At 60.3% G+C, this 17,466-nt stretch carries 15 protein-coding genes and 1 pseudogene (1 of these 16 running past the window's edge); 10 read left to right on the top strand and 6 right to left on the bottom strand.

Annotated features, from left to right (window positions below):
- Positions 1-7 precede the first annotated feature (7 nt).
- The gene (locus RGR602_RS18270) at positions 8-865 is read left to right on the top strand and encodes a carbon-nitrogen hydrolase family protein (RefSeq protein WP_039846252.1); all 858 of its coding nucleotides are present in this window, start codon (positions 8-10) and stop codon (positions 863-865) included.
- Positions 862-1,290 carry a DUF1178 family protein gene (locus RGR602_RS18265; RefSeq protein WP_039846251.1) on the top strand — a complete coding sequence of 143 codons (429 nt, stop codon included), beginning with the start codon at positions 862-864 and terminating at the stop codon, positions 1,288-1,290. The genes RGR602_RS18270 and RGR602_RS18265 overlap by 4 nt, the downstream gene beginning before the upstream one ends.
- Before the next feature lie 3 nt (positions 1,291-1,293).
- Here the strand turns inward: RGR602_RS18265 and ubiG are convergent, their stop codons facing one another.
- The 3 genes and pseudogenes from ubiG to RGR602_RS18250 form a co-directional block, all read right to left on the bottom strand.
- Positions 1,294-2,043: a bifunctional 2-polyprenyl-6-hydroxyphenol methylase/3-demethylubiquinol 3-O-methyltransferase UbiG gene (gene ubiG / locus RGR602_RS18260; protein ID WP_039846250.1), complete on the bottom strand. Its 750-nt coding sequence runs from the start codon at positions 2,041-2,043 to the stop codon at positions 1,294-1,296.
- A gap of 53 nt (positions 2,044-2,096) precedes the next feature.
- The gene (locus RGR602_RS18255; protein ID WP_039846249.1) at positions 2,097-3,524 is read right to left on the bottom strand and encodes an amidase; all 1,428 of its coding nucleotides are present in this window, start codon (positions 3,522-3,524) and stop codon (positions 2,097-2,099) included.
- Between the two features lie 79 nt (positions 3,525-3,603).
- Positions 3,604-3,798: pseudogene (locus RGR602_RS18250) on the bottom strand (isochorismatase family protein); the annotation flags it as partial.
- A gap of 184 nt (positions 3,799-3,982) precedes the next feature.
- Here RGR602_RS18250 and RGR602_RS18245 point away from each other — a divergent pair.
- The gene (locus RGR602_RS18245) at positions 3,983-4,486 is read left to right on the top strand and encodes a hypothetical protein (protein ID WP_052451616.1); all 504 of its coding nucleotides are present in this window, start codon (positions 3,983-3,985) and stop codon (positions 4,484-4,486) included.
- 12 nt (positions 4,487-4,498) lie between these two features.
- Positions 4,499-4,942 (top strand): DUF421 domain-containing protein, encoded by a 444-nt coding sequence (locus RGR602_RS18240; protein WP_039846247.1) that lies wholly within the window; start codon positions 4,499-4,501, stop codon positions 4,940-4,942.
- 34 nt (positions 4,943-4,976) lie between these two features.
- Here RGR602_RS18240 and RGR602_RS18235 read toward each other — a convergent pair whose 3' ends face one another.
- On the bottom strand, positions 4,977-6,386 hold the full coding sequence (locus tag RGR602_RS18235; protein ID WP_039847012.1) for an adenylate/guanylate cyclase domain-containing protein: 1,410 nt from the start codon (positions 6,384-6,386) through the stop codon (positions 4,977-4,979).
- 271 nt (positions 6,387-6,657) lie between these two features.
- Between RGR602_RS18235 and RGR602_RS18230 the strand changes: the two genes are divergently transcribed.
- The 5 genes from RGR602_RS18230 to RGR602_RS18210 all read left to right on the top strand — a co-directional run bounded on the left by RGR602_RS18230 (position 6,658) and on the right by RGR602_RS18210 (position 13,285).
- On the top strand, positions 6,658-7,932 hold the full coding sequence (locus RGR602_RS18230; RefSeq protein WP_039846246.1) for an aspartate kinase: 1,275 nt from the start codon (positions 6,658-6,660) through the stop codon (positions 7,930-7,932).
- An 87-nt stretch (positions 7,933-8,019) separates the two neighbouring features.
- Positions 8,020-10,287: a phosphoenolpyruvate--protein phosphotransferase gene (ptsP, locus tag RGR602_RS18225; protein WP_039846245.1), complete on the top strand. Its 2,268-nt coding sequence runs from the start codon at positions 8,020-8,022 to the stop codon at positions 10,285-10,287.
- Between the two features lie 28 nt (positions 10,288-10,315).
- Positions 10,316-11,395, top strand: a complete 1,080-nt coding sequence (gene prfA / locus RGR602_RS18220) for a peptide chain release factor 1 (RefSeq protein ID WP_039846244.1) — start codon at positions 10,316-10,318, stop codon at positions 11,393-11,395.
- On the top strand, positions 11,392-12,264 hold the full coding sequence (gene prmC, locus RGR602_RS18215) for a peptide chain release factor N(5)-glutamine methyltransferase (protein ID WP_039846243.1): 873 nt from the start codon (positions 11,392-11,394) through the stop codon (positions 12,262-12,264). Before prfA ends, prmC begins: the two co-directional genes overlap by 4 nt.
- 340 nt (positions 12,265-12,604) lie before the next feature.
- On the top strand, positions 12,605-13,285 hold the full coding sequence (locus RGR602_RS18210; protein WP_039846242.1) for a DUF4167 domain-containing protein: 681 nt from the start codon (positions 12,605-12,607) through the stop codon (positions 13,283-13,285).
- Positions 13,286-13,300: 15 nt separating this feature from the next.
- Here the strand turns inward: RGR602_RS18210 and RGR602_RS18205 are convergent, their stop codons facing one another.
- Positions 13,301-13,897 carry a LysE family translocator gene (locus RGR602_RS18205; protein WP_039846241.1) on the bottom strand — a complete coding sequence of 199 codons (597 nt, stop codon included), beginning with the start codon at positions 13,895-13,897 and terminating at the stop codon, positions 13,301-13,303.
- A gap of 283 nt (positions 13,898-14,180) precedes the next feature.
- Here RGR602_RS18205 and clpB point away from each other — a divergent pair, with 283 nt between their 5' ends.
- Positions 14,181-16,784, top strand: coding sequence for an ATP-dependent chaperone ClpB (gene clpB / locus RGR602_RS18195; protein WP_039846239.1), 2,604 nt, complete (start codon positions 14,181-14,183; stop codon positions 16,782-16,784).
- 51 nt (positions 16,785-16,835) lie between these two features.
- Here the strand turns inward: clpB and RGR602_RS18190 are convergent, their stop codons facing one another.
- Positions 16,836-17,466: the 3' portion of a M23 family metallopeptidase gene (locus tag RGR602_RS18190; RefSeq protein ID WP_039846238.1), read on the bottom strand. It continues 1,301 nt past the right edge of the window; the window shows 631 of its 1,932 coding nt (coding positions 1,302-1,932); the start codon falls outside the window, past its right edge; the stop codon is at positions 16,836-16,838.

Raw genomic sequence — 17,466 nt, 5'->3', positions numbered from 1 at the left:
GAGACCGATGACGTTCAAGGCCGCTGCCGTTCAGATGTGTTCCGGAGTCGATCCCGCGAAGAACGCAGCCTCGATGATGCACCTGGTGCGTGAGGCAGCAGCCCAGGGCGCGATCTATGTGCAGACGCCGGAAATGACCGGCATGCTGCAGCGCGACAGGATTGCCGCGAAACTGGTGTTGCGCGACGAGACGGACGACATTATCGTCAAAACGGCCTCCGCACTTTCTGCCGCCCTCGGCATCTACCTGCATGTCGGCTCGACGGCGATCGCACTCGACGACGGCAAAATCGCCAATCGCGGCTTTCTCTTCGGCCCAGAAGGCAAAATCCTCAATCGCTACGATAAGATCCATATGTTCGACGTCGATCTCGATAACGGCGAAAGCTGGCGGGAGAGTGCCGCCTATCGTCCGGGCTCGGAAGCGCGCGTCTTGTCGCTGCCATTTGCGGAAATGGGCTTTACGATTTGCTACGATGTTCGGTTTCCTGCGCTTTTCCGCGCCCAGGCGATCGCCGGGGCGGAAGTCATGACGGTGCCTGCCGCATTCACGAGGCAGACGGGTGAGGCGCATTGGGAAATCCTGCTTCGCGCCCGCGCCATCGAAAATGGGGTTTTCGTCATTGCTGCAGCGCAGGCCGGGCTTCATGAGGACGGCCGCGAGACCTACGGGCATTCGATGATCATCGATCCCTGGGGTAAGGTTCTGGCCTCGGCCGGCGGTACCGGCGAGGCGGTGATTGTCGCCGACATCGATCGAACGGCGGTCAAGGCCGCGCGTGATAAGATTCCGAATCTCAAGAACGGCCGTGAATTCTCGATCGAAAAAATTACAGGGGCTGTCGTGGGAGGCGTCGCCACTTGATCCGTTATTCCCTCAGTTGCGAGAATGCCCACGAATTCGAAGCATGGTTTTCCGAAAGTGCCGATTTCGACCGGCAGGTTGCGTCCGGTTACCTCACCTGTCCGGTCTGCAATTCCACATCCATCTCGAAGGCGTTGATGGCGCCATCCGTCTCGACCGCCCGCAAGAAGGACGAGACCAAGACGCTGGCGATGGATACGGCGCGCCGCGACGCCTTTGAGAAGCTGAAGGCAGCCGTCGCACACATCAAGGCGAACGCCGAGGATGTCGGCGCGCAGTTTCCCGAAGAAGCTCGCAAGATTCACTATGGCGAGGCGGACGCCCGTGGCATCATAGGACAGGCGACGACCGACGAGGCCCAGGCGCTGCTCGAAGAAGGCATCGAAATTGCAGCGCTTCCGGTCCTGCCCGAAGACGTGAACTGATCGCTATTCGGCGGGCCGCTTCGCCAGCAGCATGTAGTTCACGTCCATATCCTTGGACAGGTTCCACTGGTTCGACAGCGGATTGAAGAAGACGCCGGTGCGCTCGATGATCGTCATGCCGCGCGCCGAAAGCGGCTTTTCCAGCTCTTCAGGGCGGACCAGCTTTTCATATTGATGCGTGCCGCGCGGCAGCCAGCGCAGGATGTTCTCGGCGGCGAAGATCGCGAGTGCGGCGGCCTTCATCGTGCGGTTGATGGTGGCGACGAACATCAGCCCGCCGGGGCGCACCATCCTGGCGCAGGTCGTCATGAAGAAATCGACGTCGGCGACATGTTCGACGACTTCCATGTTCAGCACGATATCGAAGGTCTCGCCGGCTTCCGCAAGGTGTTCGGCGGTGACTGCGCGATAATCGACTGTGACGCCAGACGCTTGCGCGTGTGTCGAGGCAATGCCGATGTTCTTCTCCGAGGGGTCGGCACCGACAACACTTGCGCCCATGCGGGCGACGGGTTCCGAAAGCAGGCCGCCGCCGCAGCCGATGTCAAGCACGCGCAGGCCTTCCAGCGGACGCGGGCTCTTCTGGTCACGGCCGAAGTTTTCGGCTGCCTTGTCGCGGAGATAGGTCAGGCGCACCGGGTTGAACTTATGCAGCGGTCTGAACTTGCCGGTCGGGCTCCACCATTCCGCCGCCATTGCGGAAAAGCGGTCCACCTCGCTCTGGTCGATCGTGCTTTTTGCCGCGTCGCTCATGACCCTGCTCCTTGCGTTCGTCGTGAGTGAAGTCGGACGATCAGCAGCATAAGTCAAGAGGCGGGAAAACGGGGAACCGCAAGACGCGCCTCGAGTGCCGCGCCTATCGCCAGAACGTCTTCGTCGGCAAAGCGGCGTCCGATGATCTGCAGCCCGACCGGCATGCCATTTGCTGCAGGACCGACCGGCAGAGAAAGCGCGGGCAGTTGCGGCAGCATGTTGAAAGGGCAGGTCATGTCGAGCCCGGCGAAACGGCCGTCCGGACAGGTCGCGACATAGTCGTCGTCAGTTTCGCTGGCGAGCGGAGCGGTGATGGCGCAGGTGGGGCAGAGCAGGGCGTCGTGGCTCTCGAAGAGCTTTGCCATATCGCGCCACATTGCGGTGCGCAGCAATTCCACGCGCTTGTAGGCGGTGGCATTCATTGAAAAGCCGCGCTCGATGATCGCAACGACGGCAGGATCCATTTTCTCCCGGTATTCGGTAATAGTCTCGCCGAAGAAGCCAGACATGAAGACGCACCAGAGATCGAACCATTCATCGTTAACCGAGCGCGTCCAATGCAACGGGACTGCATCGACTGTGGCGCCGGCGCGACGCAATTCCTCGACAGCAGCGCGTATCGCCTGCTCGACCTCGGGCTGGATACGATAGTAACCGAGGTCCATTGAGAGTGCTAAGCGCTTGCCTTCCAATTGGCCGTCTCGTGCCGCATGTGACATGAAGCCGATCGGCAGCGAAGAAATGTCCTCGTCGCTCGGACCGCAGGCCGCTTCCATGAAGGCGATCGCGTCTGCCACCGTGCGTGCCAGCGGACCGAAATGCGAGATGTTGTCGAAAACGCTTGGCAGGATCGTCATCGGAATTCGTCCGAGGCTCGGTTTCAGGCCGACCGTGCCGCAGAATGCGGACGGAATACGCACAGAGCCGCCCATATCCGTGCCCTCCGCAAAGGGCACGACGCCGGTCGCGACCGCAACGGCCGACCCACCGGAGGAACCGCCGGAGGTGCGCTCCGGGTCCCACGGGTTGCGGGTCACGCCCCAGCGCGGGCTTTGGGTGAAGCTTGCAAAGGCGAATTCCGGGGTTGTCGTTTTTCCCATCAAAATGGCACCCGCGCCTTGAAGACGGCGGATGCAGAGCGCTGTTTCGGCAGGCACCCAGTCGCCCTTTGTCCATGAGCCCAGCGTCGTCAGATCGCCTGCGGTCGGCGTCAGGTCCTTGGCGGCGAACGGTACACCGTGTAATGGGCCGGTTGCTTCGCCGCGGGCGGCGGCGCGATCCGCCTCGCGGGCCGCTTCGAGCGCCTGCTCCTCACGCAGGACGGTGAACGGATTGAGCGTTTCGCGCACCGCCTTGGCGCGGCGGATCGATTCCGCCACCACGTTTTCGGAGGCGAACCGGCCCTGGCAGATACCGCTTGCCATTTCCGTTGCAGGAAGGTCCAGCGGATGTGGTGTGGCGGTTTCCAGTGGCTTACTCATCGTGGGCTTCTGCCGGCGTGAAGGAGTGCGTGCGTTCTTATCCGGCGTAGTTTCAACGGATATAGTGAAGCATCCTCGATCAACCACGTGCTTGCTGCAAAAAGTCATCCGTTGCCATCAGCTCGAGCTCAACGGAGAAGCGATTTCTCAGGAATTCCAGCGAGGCATCGCAGGTTTGGTCGTCGCTGCTGCAGACCGCATTTTCGACAAGGATGACGCGGTAGCCGAGATCAATTGCCACGCACACGTCGGTTTCGCCGCCTGTAATCACCAGTATTCGACTGGTTAAGCCTGAAGCATAGCCGCTGCATGTCGACACAGATATGGTGCCAATTTCCGCGCGGTCCTTAGTTCATTGGAACCTCCGACATTTTAACTCGGCATAGGTCGGGTTCCTTGAACTATTGAACTCGTTGCGGCCCGCGGCGTTATCTCGCAGGCGGATAAAGGCGGCGCAGATGACACTCAAAGGGACCGGCAGCGACCATTTGCCCGAAGGCGTCACTGAACATCGGGACTTTCAACGGCGAGTCTGGATCGTTCAGCGTGTCGCCTGGTTTGCCTTCGGTCTTATCCTCGCAAGCTGCCTCTTCGGCGCGTTGGGAAAGGGCGGATATCTTTCCCGCGCCTTGGTGGAAACGCCGCAAGGAACGGTCGACTACCCAGCCATCTCGCGATGGAATGCGCCGGACGAGATTCATATTCGATTCGGACCCTGCGATGCGGATTGCGTCTTCACAGCCGATGCAGCGTTTCTGAAGGGCTTTCTCGTCGAGGGCATCGACCCGCCACCGAAGGCGGTGACGTCCAAAGCCGGCTTGATCCATTATCAGTTTCCCGGGGATCCAGGCATGCCGATCGATGTCCGGTTCCGCCTGCACACCCAGTCGCCGGGCTTTCATCGCATTCGTGTCGGTATCGGCGAACACGTTTCGGCGCCGCTTGTCTTGATCCTTCCGTGAGGAGAACTCGATATGGAAAGCGTTATTCGCGGCCTTTCGATCTATTTTGCCCTCCTTGTCATCATACGCCTGTCGGGCCGCCGGACGCTCGCACAGATGACCCCATTCGACCTCGTGATCCTGTTGGTGGTCTCCGAGACGACGCAGCAGGCGATGCTCGGCGACGATTTTTCGATAACCAATGCGATCGTGCTGATCTTGACCCTGTTTCTTGCGGATATCCTGCTCTCCTATCTCAAGAGCTGGTCACCGCTTGCGGGCAAGGTCATCGACGGCGTTCCGACCATTCTGATTGCGAATGGGGTTGCAGACCAGGAGGCCTTGCGCGGCTGCAGGCTACAGATGGAAGACGTGCTCGAGGCCGCGCGCAATCAACAGGGTGTCGAAAGCGTCAAGGACATCCGCTTCGCTATCCTCGAGGTGAGCGGCGCCATCAGCATCATCAAAAACCAATGAGTGCTGAGTCGCCTTCGAAGGCCAGGAAGGTGGCTTATGGAATCGCAAATATGCTGATTTCGTGGGCGATGCCGCGAAGCGTGACTTTTTGCGACATCGGATTGAGGCCACGATCCGTCAGAAGGCTTAGGGCGCGCGGGTCGCCCAACACCGAGCCGGTCGCGAAGATTTCGCGCGATGTGGCCAGATGCTGGACGCGCGAGGCGATGTTCACCGTCTGCCCGAAGTAATCCTGCCGTTCGTTCAGGTTCACGGCGATGCATGGTCCTTCGTGGATGCCGATCTTCAGAAGCAGATCTTCACTGCCGCGTTCCTCGTTGAGCTTGCGCATCGCCTCGCGCATTCTCATGGCCGCGACGACTGCCCGGTCGGGGGTCGGGAAAGTGGCCATCACCGCGTCGCCGATTGTTTTCACAACAGCACCCGCTTCCGCACCAACGATGTCGTTGAGAATGCTAAAATGCGTTTTCACGAGGTCGAATGCCGCAAGGTCGCCTACTCTTTCGTAAAGCTCAGTCGAACCGCGGAGATCGGTGAAGAGGAAGGTCAGACTGGTGATCTTCAACCGCTGATCCACGTCTATCGTGTCGGTGCGGTAGATGTCGCGAAAGGTCTGGTTGGAGAGCAGGCGCTTGGCAGTCAGGAACGGGCGGCGGTGGCCGAGCAAACCGTGCAGGGCCTCGTTGGCTATGCAAACAGATGGCAAGGTGCGGACCTCGGTGCGGTTTTCCACCGAAATGCGCATCGGACCGGGCCTCAGCTCAAGGGGCTCGCTATGCCGGTGCGCGCGATCGAATACAAGCGAGAGACTCTGCCGCTCCTTGGTTGGCTCGCCTTTGATATCCAGGAACTGCGCTGCGTGGGTGACCGGTTCGAAGATGATGACGAAATCCGCAGGCAGCTGCAGGGAAATAACGGCTTTTTCCCCCGGCGGCAGTTCGAGGGATTCAAGCACGAATTCGTCGACCTTCGCCTCAAAATCTTCCTCCGGCAGGTCGACACCTGAACTCCAATAGATCTGGCGGAAATACTCCAATGGCGGCAATTCGTGCGGATTGTGAGCGGCAATGCGGCGCACCCGCGGACTGACAGTGAAGGTGACTTCGACCATCTCGTCCAGCGTCGGCTCGTAGCCCGCCGCGCAAAGCGCGCAGTTATACTCGTCACTCTGGACGGTCCTCAGCGAGGTGTTGGCATCGAGCACCCCGCCACAGCCGGGACACAGCACGTTCCATGACAGATCGAATATGCCGAGGAGGGACGCGTGCAGGAAGGCGTTGACTACCTGCTCTTCGTCGAGGTCCTCGCTGGCTGCAAAGGCAAGCGCATTGACACGGCAAAGCTTGCGGTCGGGGGCGTCATGGACGAGCCGCTCAATAGTGTCGACGATTTCCGGCTGCGCCGACTGGCGCAGTTGTGCGAATAAAGACCGGGCCTCATTCATGGCAAACATCCTACACCGAATCTGATGCGCGATCAGCGGATTTCCTCAAGGTGGATGAGATTGTCCCGCGGGTCTTTCCGTTTCAGTCGACGGCCACCTTGCCACCCCCATTCAAACTCGCTAAGAGACGCCGCAACTTGGGCCCTTGGGTGCAAGGCCTTAGAAGGGTTCCACAGACTCCTTATCCGACCCTTCGGCCATGCTGTTTTCAGGGCTCCGTCATGCCGGGTCTGGCTTTCGTCTCTCCCGGCGTTTGCTGTGGTAGAGGCTTATGGCACGCATCGTAATGAAATTCGGCGGAACGTCCGTCGCTGATCTGGACCGCATCAAGAACGTTGCCCGCCATGTGAAACGTGAAGTCGATGCCGGCCACGAGGTTGCGGTGGTGGTGTCGGCGATGTCCGGCAAGACTAACGAGCTGGTCGGCTGGGTGCAGGGGACGCCGAAGGTGGTCGGTGCCAATTCACCTTTCTACGATGCGCGCGAGTATGACGCGGTCGTCGCTTCCGGTGAGCAGGTGACCTCCGGGTTGCTGGCGATCGCGCTGCAGGCCATGGACATCAATGCGCGCTCCTGGCAGGGATGGCAGATTCCGGTCCGCACCGACAATGCGCATGGCGCTGCCCGCATCCTTGAAATCGACGGTGCCGACATCATCAAGCGCATGGGCGAGGGTCAGGTTGCCGTCATCGCCGGCTTCCAGGGTCTCGGGCCGGACAATCGGATAGCGACGCTTGGCCGCGGCGGTTCGGATACGTCGGCGGTGGCGATCGCGGCTTCTGTCAAAGCCGATCGCTGCGATATCTATACCGATGTCGACGGCGTCTATACGACCGATCCGCGCATCGTGCCGCAGGCGCGTCGACTGAAGAAGATCGCCTTCGAGGAAATGCTCGAAATGGCCTCGCTCGGCGCCAAGGTGCTGCAGGTTCGCTCGGTCGAGCTTGCCATGGTACACAAGGTCCGTACCTTCGTGCGCTCCTCTTTCGAAGATCCCGATGCTCCGGGCATGGGTGATTTGTTGAATCCGCCCGGAACGCTGATTTGTGACGAGGATGAAATCGTGGAACAGGAAGTAGTCACCGGCATCGCCTATGCCAAGGATGAGGCTCAGATCTCGCTTCGCCGTCTTGCCGACCGGCCCGGCGTTTCCGCCGCGATCTTCGGCCCCCTCGCAGAGAGCCATATCAATGTCGACATGATCGTCCAGAACATTTCCGAGGACGGTTCAAAGACCGACATGACCTTCACCGTGCCATCGGGCGACGTCGAGAAGGCGATCAAGGTGCTCGACGAGAACAAGGAAAAGATCGGCTACGACGTCGTGCAGAACGAATCGGGCTTGGTCAAAGTTTCGGTCATCGGCATCGGCATGCGTTCGCATGCCGGTGTTGCCGCCACCGCTTTCAAGGCTCTTGCCGAGAAGGGCATCAACATCAAGGCGATCACGACCTCGGAAATCAAGATTTCCATCCTCATCGACGGTCCTTATGCGGAACTCGCTGTCAGGACTTTGCATTCCTGCTACGGTCTGGATAAGAATTGATTCCCAGCAGGCCTGCCGCATTTAAGTTGTGAAGTCACGCGGCGTCTGCCGGGTTACTTTGCTTTTGTTTTTGGAGCTTGAGACGCCATGAGAGACCTATCCGGCGGTCCGCGCGTGCTGCTCAAGCGGCTGCGCGAGTTGATGGCGGAGCCGCTGGAGCCGCAGGAGCGTCTCGACCGGATCGTTCGGCAGATCGCCAGCAATATGGTCGCGGAGGTTTGCTCCGTCTACGTGCTGCGCTCTGACGGCGTTCTCGAACTTTATGCGACTGAGGGCCTGAAGAAAGAGGCCGTCCACCTGTCGCAATTGAAGATGGGGCAGGGCCTCGTCGGTACGATCGCCGCTTCCGCGCAGCCGCTCAACCTCTCCGATGCACAGTCGCACCCCGCTTTCCGTTATCTCCCGGAAACCGGCGAAGAAATCTACCATTCCTTCCTCGGCGTGCCGATCCTACGCACCGGCCGTTCGCTCGGCGTTCTCGTCGTGCAGAACAAGGCGAGCCGCACCTACCGCGAGGAAGAGCTAGAAGCGCTCGAGACCACGGCGATGGTGCTCGCCGAGATGATCGCCACCGGCGAGCTCAAGAAGATCACGAAGCCCGGCCTTGAACTTGACCTGACGCGCTCCGTCACGATCAACGGCGATACCTATAACGAAGGCATCGGGCTCGGTTATGTCGTGCTGCACGAGCCGCGCATCGTCGTCACCAATCTTCTCAACGAAGATTCGGAGAAGGAAATCCGCAGGCTGGCGGAAGCGATGGGATCGCTCCGGATTTCGATCGACGACTTGCTTTCGAGCCGCGACGTTTCGATGGAGGGTGAGCATCGCGAGGTTCTGGAAACCTACCGCATGTTCGCACATGACCAGGGCTGGGTGCGGAAGCTCGAAGAGGCGATCCGCAACGGCCTGACGGCGGAAGCCGCGGTCGAAAAAGTCCAGAGCGACACCAAAGCGCGCATGATGCGTCTGACGGATCCTTATCTCCGCGAGCGCATGCATGACTTTGAAGACTTGGCGAACCGCCTTTTGCGGCAGCTGACTGGCTACAGCGGCCACACGTCGGGTGATGGTTTCCCGAGTGATGCGATCATCCTCGCGCGCGCCATGGGTGCCGCCGAACTGCTCGACTACCCGCGCGCCAATGTGCGCGGCTTGGTGCTCGAGGAAGGCGCCGTCACCAGTCACGTCGTCATCGTCGCCCGTGCCATGGGCATTCCGGTGATCGGCCAGGCGGCAGGCGTTGTCGCGCTTGCCGAAAACGGCGATGCCGTGATCATCGATGGCGACGGCGGCCATGTGCATCTGAGGCCGTTGCCGGAGCATCAGAGATCTTACGAGGAAAAAGTCCGCTTCCGAGCACGCCGGCAGGAGCAGTTCCGGGCGCTGCGCTCCGTTGAGCCGCTGACGAGGGACGGGCAGCGGATTTCGCTGCTGATGAATGCCGGGCTTCTGGTCGATCTGCCGCAGCTTGCGGAATCGGGTGCCGAAGGTATCGGCCTCTTCCGCACCGAGCTGCAGTTCATGATCGCTTCCACGATGCCGAAGGCCGACGAGCAGGAAATCTTCTATCGCAACGTGCTGAAGCAGGCGGCCGGCCGCATCGTTACCTTCCGCACGCTCGATATCGGCGGCGATAAGGTTGTACCCTATTTCCGCGGCCACGAGGAGGAGAATCCTGCACTCGGCTGGCGCGCCATTCGCTTGTCGCTCGACCGTCCGGGGCTCTTGCGCACGCAACTTCGCGCCATGCTGAAGGCGGCGGCCGGGGCCGAGCTGAAGCTCATGGTGCCGATGGTGACCGAGGTTTCCGAGATCGCGGCCGTTCGCGAGCTTCTGCAGAAGGAAGTGCAGCACCTGTCCCGCTTCGGCCACGGCCTGCCGCGCAAGCTGCAGTTCGGTGCGATGCTGGAGGTGCCGGCACTACTCTGGCAGCTCGACGAACTGATGGCGACTGTCGATTTCGTCTCGGTCGGCTCCAATGACCTCTTCCAGTTCGCTATGGCAGTGGATCGCGGCAATGCGCGCGTTTCCGACCGCTTCGATACGCTGGGAAAGCCGTTCCTCAGGCTCTTGCGCGACATCGTGCGAGCCGGTGAGCGTAACAATACGCCCGTGACATTGTGCGGCGAGCTTGCCGGCAAGCCGATCTCGGCGATGGCGCTGCTTGGTCTCGGCTTCCGCTCGGTGTCGATGTCGCCGGCCTCGATCGGGCCGGTAAAGGCAATGCTGCTCGGTCTCGATGCGGCGGCGCTGGCGAAGGTCATGAACGAGGCGTTGGACGATATCCACGCCACGACCCCAATGCGCGAGGTGCTTGCCCACTTCGCCGAGAGCCACAATATTCCCCTTTAGCAAATTATAAGAAGAATCGGAGCGAAGGGTGGCGAAGCTTCCCGTTGAAAAGATGCGCGAGCTGGAACGCCGCTTCGGCGAAATTGAAGCGCGGATGTCGGCCGGCCCGTCGGCGGACGTCTACGTGAAGCTCGCCTCCGAATATTCCGAGCTGCAGCCCGTCGTCACCAAGATCCGCGCCTATGAAAAGGCTGAAGCCGAGCGTTCCGATCTCGAGGCCTTGCTTGAAGACAGGTCCGTCGACCGTGAGATGCGCGATCTCGCGGAGCAGGAGTTGCCGGATGTGAAGGAGCGCATCGAGGCGCTGGAGCAGGAAATCCAGATCCTGCTGCTGCCCAAGGATGCAGCAGACGAAAAGAGCGCGATCCTTGAAATCCGCGCGGGTACGGGAGGCTCGGAGGCCGCACTCTTCGCAGGCGATCTTTTTCGCATGTACGAGCGTTTCGCCGCAGCGAATGGCTGGAAGGTCGAAATCCTTTCCGCAAGCGAGGGCGAAGCCGGCGGCTACAAGGAAATTATCGCCACGATCACCGGCAAGGGCGTCTTCGCCAAGCTGAAGTTCGAGTCCGGCGTGCATCGTGTGCAGCGCGTGCCCGAAACGGAAGCGGGTGGGCGCATTCATACGTCGGCAGCAACGGTCGCCGTGCTGCCGGAAGCCGAAGAAATCGACATTGAGATCCGGCCGGAAGACATTCGTATTGATACGATGCGATCGTCCGGCGCGGGCGGCCAGCACGTCAACACCACGGATTCCGCGGTGCGTATCACGCATCTGCCGACGGGCATTGTCGTCACCAGTTCGGAGAAGTCACAGCACCAGAACCGCGCCAAGGCGATGCAGGTACTGCGTTCGAGGCTCTATGATGCCGAACGGCAAAGGGCCGATAGCGAACGTTCCGCCGATCGCAAGAGCCAGGTCGGCTCCGGCGACCGCTCGGAGCGGATACGCACCTACAATTACCCGCAGGGCCGTATTACCGATCACCGCATCAATCTGACGCTCTACAAGCTGGACCGGATGATGGAAGGCGAGATCAACGAAGTGGTGGATGCCCTGCTTGCCGATTATCAGGCAAGCCAACTGGCTCAGCTTGGCGAGCAGCAATGACCGGAGCGCGGCCGACGGTTTCTGAAGTTCTCGCCGAAGTCCGCCGCCGCTTCACCGAAGCCGGTATCGTCGATCCCGCAACGGATGCAAGACTGCTCGTTGCCGGATTGCTGAAGTTCTCCTCGAGCGAGATGCTATCACGTGGTAATGAGCCCGTCGCTGCCGATAAAGAGGCGCTGATCCCGGCGGCTGTGGAACGACGGCTAGCCCATGAGCCGGTCCACCGTATTCTCGGCGAGCGGGAATTTTACGGTCTGCCGCTGTCGCTTTCCGCCGAAACGCTGGAGCCGCGGCCAGACACGGAAATTCTCGTCGATACGATGCTTCCTTATTTAAGAACCCTTGCAAAGACGGAGGAACATCTCCATATCCTTGATCTAGGAACCGGAACCGGGGCAATATGCCTTGCGCTTTTGAGCGAATTTCCGGGAGCGTCAGGTATCGGAAGCGATGTATCCGCAGATGCCCTCAGGACGGCTGAATCAAACGCTGCAAGAAACGGATTGAAGGAACGGTTTGAGGCTGTGCAATCAAGTTGGTTTCAAAACATTCACGGTACGTTTCACGCAATCGTCTCAAATCCGCCCTATATTGCTTCCAATGTGATTGACAATCTCGCTCCTGAAGTGACGAAGTTTGATCCGGCGGCAGCTCTGGATGGTGGCCCCGATGGGCTTGACGCATATAAAGCGATAGCCAAGGATGCTGCCAGGTTCATGCAGCCAAACGGCGTCATAGGATTGGAAATCGGCTACGACCAGCGCAATCACGTAACGGCGGTCTTCGAGGCCGCAGGTTTCAAATGCGTGGAATCCGCAAAGGATTATGGCCAGAATGACCGGGTGCTCGTGTTCGCACCCATCGCTTGAGCGACAAATTGCAGCATTGAACAGGACATTACTGCTATTGCGAAGAAAAGGCTTGGATTTCACGGGGAAGCGATATAGGTTGCCCTCACGCGTTGGGCAGTCAAGAAGGAACGTCGATTCGTTCGGTACTTGGTCGGCCTCGGGGGTCCACTCTTTTAAACGAGAGTTTCAAAGGTTGAACACGACCCAATGCGTGAATCAGTCAATATGACTTGAGAACAAGCGGCAGGTCGGCGCGAAGGCGCATTATGCTTGCGGCACGAAGGCCCTGAGCCGGTTTACCGGCCACGGCGGTTGGTGCCATAACTCCACACAAACAGAGAATTCAGGTGAACGATCTATGAGGCCAGGACAGCAGAACAAGCGCGGTCGAGGGCGTGGCAGTAACAATAACGGCGGCGGAAATAACAACAACAATTTCAACCGCAAGGGTGGAAATCCGCTGACGCGGACCTACGACAGCTCCGGCCCCGACGTGAAGATCCGCGGTACGGCTCAGCATATTGCTGAAAAATATTCGCAGCTTGCCCGCGATGCGCAGAGCTCCGGTGACCGCGTCATAGCCGAGAACTACCTGCAGCACGCAGAGCACTATTACCGCATCATTGCGGCCGCCCAGACGCAGATGCAGGAACGTTTCCAGCGCGACGATCGGAACGAATACACCGACCGCGAAGGTGGCGAGCGCGATGGCGACGAACTGGATACGGTAGACGGCGATGATGCCGTCGTCGTTCAGCCGCCGCGCGAGCAGAATCGTCGCGAACAGCGCGCAGAAGCTCCCGCTTCTTTACCGGCCCCGGCTCAGGATACCAACGACGGAACCGGCCCTCAGCCTGAAATCGAAGGCATTCCGGCCGAAGTCTCCATGGAGGAAGAAGGCGGCCAACAGCGCGAACGCCAGCCGCGCCGCCGTAACGCCAGCAACCGCCCGCGTCGTCCGCGCCGCGCCGAAGGCGAAGGCGAAGGCGAGGCTGCTTCCGCCGAAGCACCGGCTCTCGTCGAAGCGGCAACGGAATAAGGCTGCCTCTCCGGCTCACACGAATATTGTCGCGACAGAGCCGGCGAGTGCGATTGCCATCACGATATTGAAGGCGCGCGCAATGCGCGCGTCTTGAAGCAGTTTCTGCATCATTGCGCCAGCCATTAACCAGGCGAGACCGCTCGGGAAGGCTGCCACAAAAAATAGGACTGCGAAGGTTGCGGCCAAGCCGAAAGCGCTTCCTGGAGATGCGCCGGCGTAGGCGGTAATCCCACTCATGGCAACCAGCCAACCCTTCGGATTCATCCATTGAAACGCCGCCGCGTGCAGAAAGCCCACGGCTTTCGTGTCGCCTTTCGCCTGCGTCACGTCCGCGGTCGCGATCTTCCAGGCCAGCCAAAACAGAAAGGCAGCGCCGATCAGATTCATGATCGTTAGCGTAAGCGGATAAAGCAGAAACAACTGCGCAAGGCCGAGTCCCGCACAGAAGAATAGCGACGACATTCCCAAGGCAGCACCGAGCACGCATGGCAGGCCGCGTGTCAAACCCACGAGTGACGCGGTCGCCATGATCATGACGTTGCTCGGGCCGGGCGTGATGGCGCCGACGACTGAAAAGGTCAGAAATGCAATCGTTTGCTCGAGGGTCATCACGGCTCTGCTGTTTAGGAAGCTGCAACGCATACCAGCAGCGCTACAATCGGGTCTTGAACGTTCGTGCCATCAGGCCGCGGCCGCGCGTTCGCGAAGGATTGTTCGGCCCGGCTTTCGTGGTTCCGGCTCTTTAAACTCGCGAAAATCCATCCCATATTCGTCCTCGAATGCTTCGTCCAATTTCCAAAAAGGATGAAGCAACGGCTCGCCTTTTGAGGGAGCTCAATCTCAATCATCGGTCTGTGCCTTATAAGGGCAGGGCGATCCATGGAGGTAGAATATGAATATCGAAAAGTATTCCGAGCGGGTTCGCGGTTTCGTTCAGTCCGCCCAAACCTATGCTTTGGCGCAGGGTCACCAGCAATTCACGCCGGAACATGTCCTCAAGGTCCTGCTTGACGATGATCAAGGCATGGCCGCTTCGCTGATCGAGCGCGCCGGCGGCGATGCCAAGGCCGCGCGGCTTGCAAACGATGCAGCGCTTGCAAGGCTGCCGAAGATTTCCGGCGGCAACGGCAACATCTATCTCGCCCAGCCGCTCGCTAGAGTTTTTTCCACCGCTGAAGAGGCCGCCAAGAAAGCCGGCGACAGCTTCGTCACGGTCGAGCGGTTGCTGCAGGCCTTGGCGATTGAGACTTCCGCTTCGACCTCAGCGACGCTGAAGAATGCTGGCGTGACGGCGCAGAGCCTCAATCAAGTTATCAACGAAATTCGAAAGGGGCGCACGGCCGACTCGGCTAATGCGGAACAAGGCTTCGATTCCCTCAAGAAATACGCCCGCGATCTGACCGGCGAGGCGCGCGAGGGCAAGCTCGATCCGGTGATCGGCCGCGATGACGAAATCCGCCGTACCATTCAGGTTCTCTCCCGCCGCACCAAGAATAACCCGGTGCTGATCGGCGAGCCCGGCGTCGGCAAGACGGCAATCGTCGAGGGACTGGCACTACGCATCGTCAACGGCGACGTGCCGGAGTCTCTCAAGGACAAGAAGCTGATGGCGCTCGACATGGGCGCGCTGATTGCAGGTGCAAAGTATCGCGGCGAATTCGAAGAACGGCTGAAGGCCGTGCTTAACGAAGTGCAGTCGGAAAACGGCGAGATCATCCTTTTCATCGACGAAATGCACACGCTAGTCGGCGCCGGCAAGGCGGATGGAGCGATGGATGCTTCCAACCTGCTGAAGCCAGCGCTTGCGCGCGGCGAGTTGCACTGCGTCGGTGCCACCACGCTTGACGAGTACCGCAAGCATGTCGAGAAGGACGCAGCACTCGCCCGCCGGTTCCAGCCCGTCATGGTCGATGAACCGACGGTCGAGGACACGATCTCGATCCTTCGCGGCCTCAAGGAAAAATACGAGCAGCACCACAAGGTTCGCATTTCGGACTCGTCGCTTGTAGCGGCTGCGACGCTGTCGAACCGCTATATCACCGATCGCTTCCTGCCCGACAAGGCGATCGACCTGATGGACGAGGCGGCCGCGCGGTTGCGCATGCAGGTGGATTCGAAGCCCGAAGAGCTCGACGAGTTAGATCGCCGCATCATGCAGCTGAAAATCGAGCGTGAAGCGCTAAAGAAGGAAACGGATGCGGCCTCCGCCGACCGTCTGACGCGGCTCGATGCCGAACTGACGGACCTGGAGGAGAAGGCCAACGCTCTGACGGCCCGCTGGCAATCGGAAAAGCAGAAGCTCGGTCTTGCCGCCGATCTCAAGAAGAAGCTCGACGACGCCCGCAACGAACTGGCAATCGCCCAGCGCAAGGGTGAATTCCAGCGCGCCGGCGAATTGACCTATGGCGTCATTCCGGAGCTGGAAAAGCAACTGGCCGATGCGGAAAGCCAGGATGGCGACCGCAGCGCCATGGTGCAGGAGGTCGTGACGCCGGATAATGTCGCCCATGTCGTTTCCCGCTGGACCGGCATTCCGGTCGACAAGATGCTGGAAGGCGAGCGCGAAAAGCTGCTCAGGATGGAAGACGAACTGGCGACTTCGGTCATCGGCCAGGGCGATGCGGTGCAAGCCGTATCGCGTGCCGTTCGCCGTGCGCGCGCCGGGCTGCAGGACCCCAACCGGCCGATCGGCTCATTCATCTTCCTCGGCCCGACCGGCGTCGGCAAGACGGAGCTCACCAAGGCGCTCGCCCGCTTCCTCTTCGACGACGAGACGGCGATGGTGCGCATGGACATGTCGGAATACATGGAAAAACACTCCGTGGCCCGGCTGATCGGCGCCCCTCCCGGCTATGTCGGCTACGAGGAAGGTGGTGCATTGACCGAAGCCGTCCGCCGCCGGCCCTATCAGGTCGTGCTCTTCGACGAGATCGAGAAGGCGCATCACGACGTCTTCAACATCCTCCTGCAGGTGCTGGATGAGGGGCGCCTGACGGACGGCCAGGGCCGCACGGTCGATTTCCGCAATACGATGATCATCATGACCTCGAACCTCGGTGCGGAATTCCTCACCCAGTTGGGCGAGGGCCAGGACAGCGACACGGTTCGCGAGCAGGTGATGGAGGTCGTGCGCGCCAATTTCCGGCCGGAATTCCTGAACCGCGTCGACGAGATCATCCTCTTCCATCGCCTGAAGCGCGATGAGATGGGCGCGATTGTCGATATCCAGCTGAAACGGCTGGTGGCGTTGCTGGCCGAGCGCAAGATCACGATCGAGCTCGATGACGATGCCCGCAGTTGGCTTGCCAACAAAGGCTACGATCCGGTCTATGGCGCGCGGCCATTGAAGCGGGTGATCCAGAAGTATGTCCAGGATCCGCTTGCCGAGCAGATTCTCTCCGGCCAGGTACCGGACGGATCGACGGTGAAGGTCACCAACGGTTCCGACCGCTTGCTGTTCCGCTCGCGCAATTCCGCCGTCAGCGAAGCAGCGTAAAGACCGGCATCCGGGAAAGCAAATGGCGGCTCCGGCCGCCATTTTTTTGGCCTACTTGCTAGCGATCTGATCGACCGGCTGGTTATTCAGGAGCGTATCGATGCGCTTGCGCTCGTCCTGGAATTTAGCCAGTGCTTCGCCGGCCAGCGACTTGCCGCCCGGCAGGCGGATGCGGAGCGGATCGACCTTGGTGCCGTTGACGATCATCTCGTAGTGCAGATGCGGTCCGGTGGATTCGCCGGTGGTGCCGACCCAGCCGATCACCTGGCCCTGGCGAACTTTGGCTCCGGGCACGATGCCTTTGGCAATGGCGCTCTGGTGGTTGTAGGAGGACTCGTATCCATTGGCATGACGGACGATCGTCTGATTGCCATAGCCGCCGGAATCCCAGCCGGCCTTCTCGACCGTGCCATTGCCGGTCGCGATAATCGGCGTGCCGCGGGGAGCGGCCCAGTCGACGCCCGTATGCATGCGGGCAAACCCCAGGATCGGGTGGCGTCGCATGCCGAAACCGGACTTGAAAATGCCGTTCGGCACCGGGTTGCGCAGCAAGAACTGACGGATGCTCTTGCCGTCCTGATCAAAGTAATCGACGTTTCCGTCCGCATCCTGGAAGCGGTAGAAGCGTGTCACCGTATCGCCAAAACGGGCATTGACGTAAAGCAGTTCGGAATTCGGCGTC

Origin of the sequence: Rhizobium gallicum bv. gallicum R602sp (assembly GCF_000816845.1) — a bacterium.
Classification (GTDB): Bacteria; Pseudomonadota; Alphaproteobacteria; order Rhizobiales; family Rhizobiaceae; genus Rhizobium; species Rhizobium gallicum.
Note: the sequence above shows the minus strand (reverse complement) of the source record. Positions and strands in the feature narration are given on the sequence as shown.

Bases quoted from the DNA above. Each gene is read 5' to 3' on its own strand.
- RGR602_RS18235 (WP_039847012.1), bottom strand. From the start codon at position 6,386: ATGAATGAGGCCCGGTCTTTATTCGCACAACTGCGCCAGTCGGCGCAG.
- ptsP (WP_039846245.1), top strand. From the start codon at position 8,020: ATGAGAGACCTATCCGGCGGTCCGCGCGTGCTGCTCAAGCGGCTGCGC.
- RGR602_RS18205 (WP_039846241.1), bottom strand. From the start codon at position 13,897: ATGACCCTCGAGCAAACGATTGCATTTCTGACCTTTTCAGTCGTCGGC.
- RGR602_RS18255 (WP_039846249.1), bottom strand. From the start codon at position 3,524: ATGAGTAAGCCACTGGAAACCGCCACACCACATCCGCTGGACCTTCCT.
- RGR602_RS18240 (WP_039846247.1), top strand. From the start codon at position 4,499: ATGGAAAGCGTTATTCGCGGCCTTTCGATCTATTTTGCCCTCCTTGTC.
- RGR602_RS18245 (WP_052451616.1), top strand. From the start codon at position 3,983: ATGACACTCAAAGGGACCGGCAGCGACCATTTGCCCGAAGGCGTCACT.
- prmC (WP_039846243.1), top strand. From the start codon at position 11,392: ATGACCGGAGCGCGGCCGACGGTTTCTGAAGTTCTCGCCGAAGTCCGC.
- RGR602_RS18210 (WP_039846242.1), top strand. From the start codon at position 12,605: ATGAGGCCAGGACAGCAGAACAAGCGCGGTCGAGGGCGTGGCAGTAAC.
- RGR602_RS18230 (WP_039846246.1), top strand. From the start codon at position 6,658: ATGGCACGCATCGTAATGAAATTCGGCGGAACGTCCGTCGCTGATCTG.
- RGR602_RS18270 (WP_039846252.1), top strand. From the start codon at position 8: ATGACGTTCAAGGCCGCTGCCGTTCAGATGTGTTCCGGAGTCGATCCC.
- ubiG (WP_039846250.1), bottom strand. From the start codon at position 2,043: ATGAGCGACGCGGCAAAAAGCACGATCGACCAGAGCGAGGTGGACCGC.
- clpB (WP_039846239.1), top strand. From the start codon at position 14,181: ATGAATATCGAAAAGTATTCCGAGCGGGTTCGCGGTTTCGTTCAGTCC.